This window comes from Bradyrhizobium sp., assembly GCF_017881085.1.
In the GTDB taxonomy this organism is placed as follows: domain Bacteria; phylum Pseudomonadota; class Alphaproteobacteria; order Rhizobiales; family Xanthobacteraceae; genus Bradyrhizobium.
The window spans coordinates 1-5,497 of record NZ_JADGRI010000343.1 but is presented as its reverse complement, the minus strand read 5'-3'; the positions used below and the strand labels follow the sequence as shown (position 1 = coordinate 5,497).

The following is a 5,497-nucleotide window of genomic DNA, read 5'->3' as shown; positions in this document are numbered from 1 at the left end:
TCAAAGCGTTGCATGTGATCGCGGTCATCGCCTGGATGGCCGGCATGCTTTATCTGCCGCGGCTGTTCGTTTATCATTGCGAGGCGGAGGCCGGATCGAAGCAATCCGAAACCTTCAAGGTGATGGAACGGCGGTTGCTGAAAGCGATCATCAATCCGGCAATGGTCGTGACATGGTTAGCAGGACTCTACCTCGCCTGGGCGGGTCATTTGTTTTCGGCGGGATGGTTTCACGGTAAACTGCTGTTGGTGCTGTTGTTGTCCGGCGCCCACGGCTTTTTTGCCCGCAGCGTGAAGGATTTCGCCGCCGACCGGAATGCGAGAAGTCAGAGATTCTATCGTTTTATCAATGAGGTACCGACGATTCTGATGATCGGAATAGTGATTTTGGTGATTGTGAAGCCGTTTTGATGGGCAGGGCTGCTGACAGCTGAGGCTGCCGGCCTGCTTGCGGAAAGCCCCGCGATTTTCTATATTGTTGAAATCCCACCCCACGCAGGCGGATGTGGTTGCGTTTCGGTTCCTTGTTGAACCGGCCGCCGCATCAGGTTTGAAGCCTCTCCGGCACCTTCCTTGCTCAGACCTGCGGACCTTCCTGATTTCGCGTCCGCATTTTCATAAAGCCACCTCGCAATTCCTCCCCCAAACTTCTCCACAGGACCATCCCAATGCGGGAAATGAAACTTCAAGACCTCAAAGCGCAAACGCCAGCCGAGCTGGTTTCGTTTGCGGAAGAAAAAGGGGTCGAAAACGCCAGCACCATGCGCAAGCAGGAGCTGATGTTCGCCATCCTCAAGCAGCTCGCGATCCAGGAAACCGACATTATCGGCGAAGGCGTCGTCGAGGTTCTCTCCGACGGTTTCGGATTTTTGCGCTCGCCGGACGCAAACTATCTGCCGGGACCGGACGACATCTACGTCTCGCCCTCGCAGATCCGCCGCTTCGGGCTTCGCACCGGCGATACCATCGAAGGCCACATCCGCAGCCCGAAAGAAGGCGAGCGTTATTTCGCGCTGCTGAAGGTCAACACGCTGAATTTCGAGGACCCGGAAAAGTCCAAGCACAAGGTCAATTTCGACAATTTGACCCCGCTGTTTCCCGATCAGCGGTTCCGGCTCGAGCTCGAAGACCCCACCAGAAAGGACCTTTCTGCAAGGGTTATCGACATCGTCGCCCCGATCGGCAAGGGCCAGCGCGCCCTGATCGTGGCGCCGCCCCGCACCGGCAAGACCGTGCTGATGCAGAACATCGCGCACTCGATCACGGCCAATCATCCGGAGTGCTATCTGATCGTGCTGCTGATCGACGAGCGGCCCGAGGAAGTCACGGACATGCAGCGCTCGGTGAAAGGCGAGGTCGTGTCCTCGACCTTCGACGAGCCCGCGGTGCGTCACGTCCAGGTCGCCGAAATGGTGATCGAAAAAGCAAAGCGCCTGGTCGAGCACGGCCGTGACGTCGTGATCCTCCTGGACTCGATTACGCGGCTCGGCCGCGCCTACAACACCGTGGTGCCGTCATCCGGCAAGGTGCTGACCGGCGGCGTCGATGCCAATGCGCTGCAGCGGCCGAAGCGTTTCTTCGGCGCCGCGCGCAACATCGAAGAGGGCGGTTCGCTCACCATCATCGCGACCGCGCTGGTCGATACCGGCAGCCGGATGGACGAAGTTATCTTCGAAGAGTTCAAGGGTACCGGCAATTCGGAACTGATTCTCGACCGCAAGGTTTCCGACAAGCGGACCTTCCCCGCGATCGACATTTCGCGTTCCGGCACCCGCAAGGAAGAGCTGATCACCGATCCGCAGCTCCTGAAGAAAATGTACGTGCTGCGCCGGATCCTCAATCCGATGGGCACCATGGACGCGATCGACTTCCTGCTCGACAAGCTGCGTAACACCAAGAACAACGCGGAATTCTTCGAGTCGATGAATACCTGAGCCGTTTCGGCGGCACTGACTGGGGCGTCCTTGCGAGGGGCGCCCCTTTTTGCTGCATGATTTGCTGCAGCAAAAGTGCAGCATGGAAGAACTCCGCCCGTTTGCGATGTATCTCCAAATGATTGAAATTGCTATATAATATTATATTTTCTGGTGCGAAGCCTTGAATCGGTGGATCTCCGCATCCTTTGAGTGCCGGTCGCTGGCGACTCGATGGATCGCCCGGCTGGCGTCGCAGACTGGAAATTACGTTGCCTTTTCAAGGAGCTCGGAAAACAAATAGGTGATGCATCCCCGCGAACAGACCATTTTTGCACTCTCGTCGGGCCGGCCGCCGAGCGCGATCGCCGTGGTGCGTGTTTCCGGTCCGCAGGCGGGGCCGGTGCTAACGGCGCTTGCCGGCAAGATGCCGGCGCCGCGGCTGGCGACGCGGGTATTGCTGCGTGATGCGAATCAGCAGCCGATCGACGATGCGGTGGTGCTCTGGTTTCCGGGCCCGGCAAGTGCGACCGGTGAGGACGTCGCGGAATTTCACGTCCATGGCGGGCGGGCGGTGTTGGCGGCGCTGTTCGCGGCGCTTTCGGCTTTCGCCGAACTTCGTGCGGCGGAGCCCGGCGAATTCACCCGGCGTGCCTTCGAGAATGGCAAGCTTGACCTGACCGAGGCCGAAGGCCTCGACGATTTGATCCACGCCGACACCGATCGGCAACGCCGCCAGGCGCTGCGCCAGTTGAAGGGACTGCTCGGTGACCGCGCGCGCAACTGGCGCGATCAGATCATCGAGGCCTCCGCGTTGATCGAAGCCGGCATCGATTTTTCCGACGAAGGCGACGTGCCCGCCGAGTTGATCGCGCCGGCAGTTGCAAGGATCGAAACGCTGCTGGGCGAGATCGAGGAAGTGCTGGCGGCGCAGGGGCGCAGTGAACGGCTACGCGAGGGACTGGCGGTCGCGATCGCCGGTCCGCCGAATGTCGGCAAATCGACGCTGATGAATGCGCTGGCGCGGCGCGAGGTGGCGATCGTCTCGCCGCACGCGGGCACCACGCGTGACGTAATCGAAGTGCAGCTCGATCTCGACGGCTTTCCGGTGACGGTGATCGACACCGCCGGAATTCGCGAGACCGACGATCCCGTCGAGCAGGAAGGCGTGCGCCGGGCAAGGGCGCGGGCGGCGGAAGCCGACCTGGTGGTGTGGATGAGCGATCCGCAGCACGACGAAGCTCCGCAGCAGGGCGACGCGCCGGTGTGGCGGGTCCGGAACAAGATCGACCTCGATACGGCGGCGCGTGATGCCGGGCGCGCGAAAGCACCGGCCGGCGGTCTGGGGCCGGGCAGGGAGGCGGTCGACTTCAGCATTTCGGCGAGTCGGGGCGACGGGATCGCCGAGCTGATCGCCGCTCTGGTCGGTTTTGCGGAAAAATATTTTGGTTCGGACGAGGGCAGTCTGATCGGACGGGAGCGGCAGCGGAACTTGCTGCGGCAGACCGCGGAGTCGCTCCAGCGCAGCATCACGGTCCTTGGCGACGGCGAAGAGCTGGCCGCCGAGGATCTGCGGATGGCGGCCTATTCCCTGGGCCGGTTGCTCGGCCGGGTCGATGTCGAGGATATCCTCGACGTGATCTTCCGGGAGTTCTGTATCGGTAAGTAAGAATATAAATAAAAAGAAATATTTCTTGGTTCATTTCATTGGATTGTTTCACGTGAAACAATCTTTCGATGACCCGCTGGGAGCGTGTTTCACGTGAAACATTCGCCAACAACGAACTTACCACTTTCGGGATCTGTGGCCCCGCGATAAAAGTCGGCCATGCTGACCCGCTCAGAATCATTCGACGTCATCGTCATTGGCGGCGGCCACGCTGGCTGCGAAGCCGCCAGCGCCTCCGCGCGCATGGGCGCCCAGACGGCATTGGTGACCCATCGCTTTGCGACCATCGGCGCGATGTCCTGCAACCCCGCGATCGGCGGGCTCGGCAAGGGCCATCTGGTCCGCGAAGTCGATGCGCTGGATGGCCTGATGGGCCGCATCGCCGATGCCGGTGGCATTCAGTTTCGCATGCTCAACCGGCGCAAGGGTCCGGCGGTGCGCGGACCGCGCGCCCAGGCCGACCGCAAGCTCTACGCGGCGGCGATGCAGGCCGCCATCCGGGAGACGGCGAACCTCAGCGTCATCGAAGGCGAGGCCGACGAGCTGATTGTCTCGGACGGCCGAGTTAGCGGCATTCGTCTGGCCGACGGCCGGGCGCTATCCGCGGGCGCCGTGGTGATAACGACCGGGACCTTTCTGCGCGGGCTGATCCATCTCGGTGAGAAGAGCTGGCCCGCTGGCCGAGTCGGGGAGGCGCCGGCGCTGGGGCTTTCGAAGTCTTTTGAGAGCGCGGGGTTTACCCTCGGACGGCTGAAGACGGGGACTCCACCCCGGCTTGACGGCAAGACGATCGACTGGTCCGCGGTAGAAATGCAGCCCGGCGATGATCCGCCGGAGCCCTTTTCGGTGATGACCGGGAAAATCACAACGCCCCAGATCCAGTGCGGCATCACCCGCACCACGGCGGCCACCCATGAGGTGATCCGGGCCAATGTGCATCGCTCGCCGATGTATTCCGGTCAGATCAGGAGCACCGGGCCGCGCTATTGCCCGTCGATTGAGGACAAGATCGTCCGCTTCGGCGACCGCGACGGCCATCAGATTTTTCTGGAGCCGGAGGGGCTCGACGATTCCACGGTTTACCCCAACGGCATTTCGACCTCGCTGCCGGAAGAGGTACAGCTCAAGATATTGGCCTCGATCCCGGGGCTGGAGCGCGTGCGCATGGTTCGCCCGGGCTACGCCATCGAATACGATCACGTTGACCCCCGCGAACTCGATCCCACCCTGCAGACCAAGCGTCTGCGGGGCCTGTTCCTGGCCGGACAGATCAACGGTACCACCGGGTATGAAGAGGCAGCGGCACAGGGGCTGGTAGCGGGGTTGAATGCGGCCTTGGCCGCTGGTGGCTCTGACCCTGTCGTGTTCGACCGCGCCGACGGCTATCTCGGGGTCATGATCGACGATCTCGTGACCCGTGGGATCACCGAGCCCTACCGGATGTTCACCTCGCGGGCCGAGTACCGGCTGACCCTGCGTGCCGACAATGCGGATCAGCGCCTGACCGACAAGGGGATTGCGCTGGGCTGCGTCGAACCGGCGCGTTCGCAGCGGCACGGCACCAAGATGGCCGCCTTGAATGCCGCAAAGGCTCTGACAAAATCGCTGGCGCTGACGCCCAATGAAGCCGCCCGGCATGGCCTGGCGCTCAACAAGGATGGCCAGCGCCGCTCGGCCTTCGAACTCCTGGCCTATCCGGAGATCGGATGGACGGAGATCCGCGGCATCTGGCCGGAGCTGTCGGCCATTGAACCAGCGATCGCGGGCCATCTCGAGATCGATGCCAAGTACGACGTCTATCTCAAGCGCCAGACCGCCGATGTCGATGCCTTCCGGCGCGACGAAGGGCTGATCCTTGGCGATATCGATTACTTGATGGTGCCGGGGCTTTCCAATGAGGCGCGTTCAAAACTGGA

At 62.0% G+C, this 5,497-nt stretch carries 4 protein-coding genes; all 4 read left to right on the top strand.

Annotated elements, in window-relative coordinates:
- Nucleotides 1-410 (top strand): protoporphyrinogen oxidase HemJ (gene hemJ / locus QZ213_RS23955; RefSeq protein ID WP_291688557.1); only part of this gene is annotated, 410 nt, incomplete at its 5' end.
- 257 nt (nt 411-667) lie between these two features.
- A complete protein-coding gene (gene rho, locus QZ213_RS23950; protein ID WP_029584660.1) occupies nt 668-1,933 on the top strand; it encodes a transcription termination factor Rho in 1,266 nt (421 codons plus the stop codon).
- A 286-nt stretch (nt 1,934-2,219) separates the two neighbouring features.
- Complete coding sequence (gene mnmE / locus QZ213_RS23945) at nt 2,220-3,581, top strand: tRNA uridine-5-carboxymethylaminomethyl(34) synthesis GTPase MnmE (RefSeq protein ID WP_291688558.1); 1,362 nt, start codon at nt 2,220-2,222, stop codon at nt 3,579-3,581.
- Nucleotides 3,582-3,740: 159 nt separating this feature from the next.
- Nucleotides 3,741-5,497 (top strand): tRNA uridine-5-carboxymethylaminomethyl(34) synthesis enzyme MnmG (mnmG, locus tag QZ213_RS23940; RefSeq protein WP_291688556.1); only part of this gene is annotated, 1,757 nt, incomplete at its 3' end.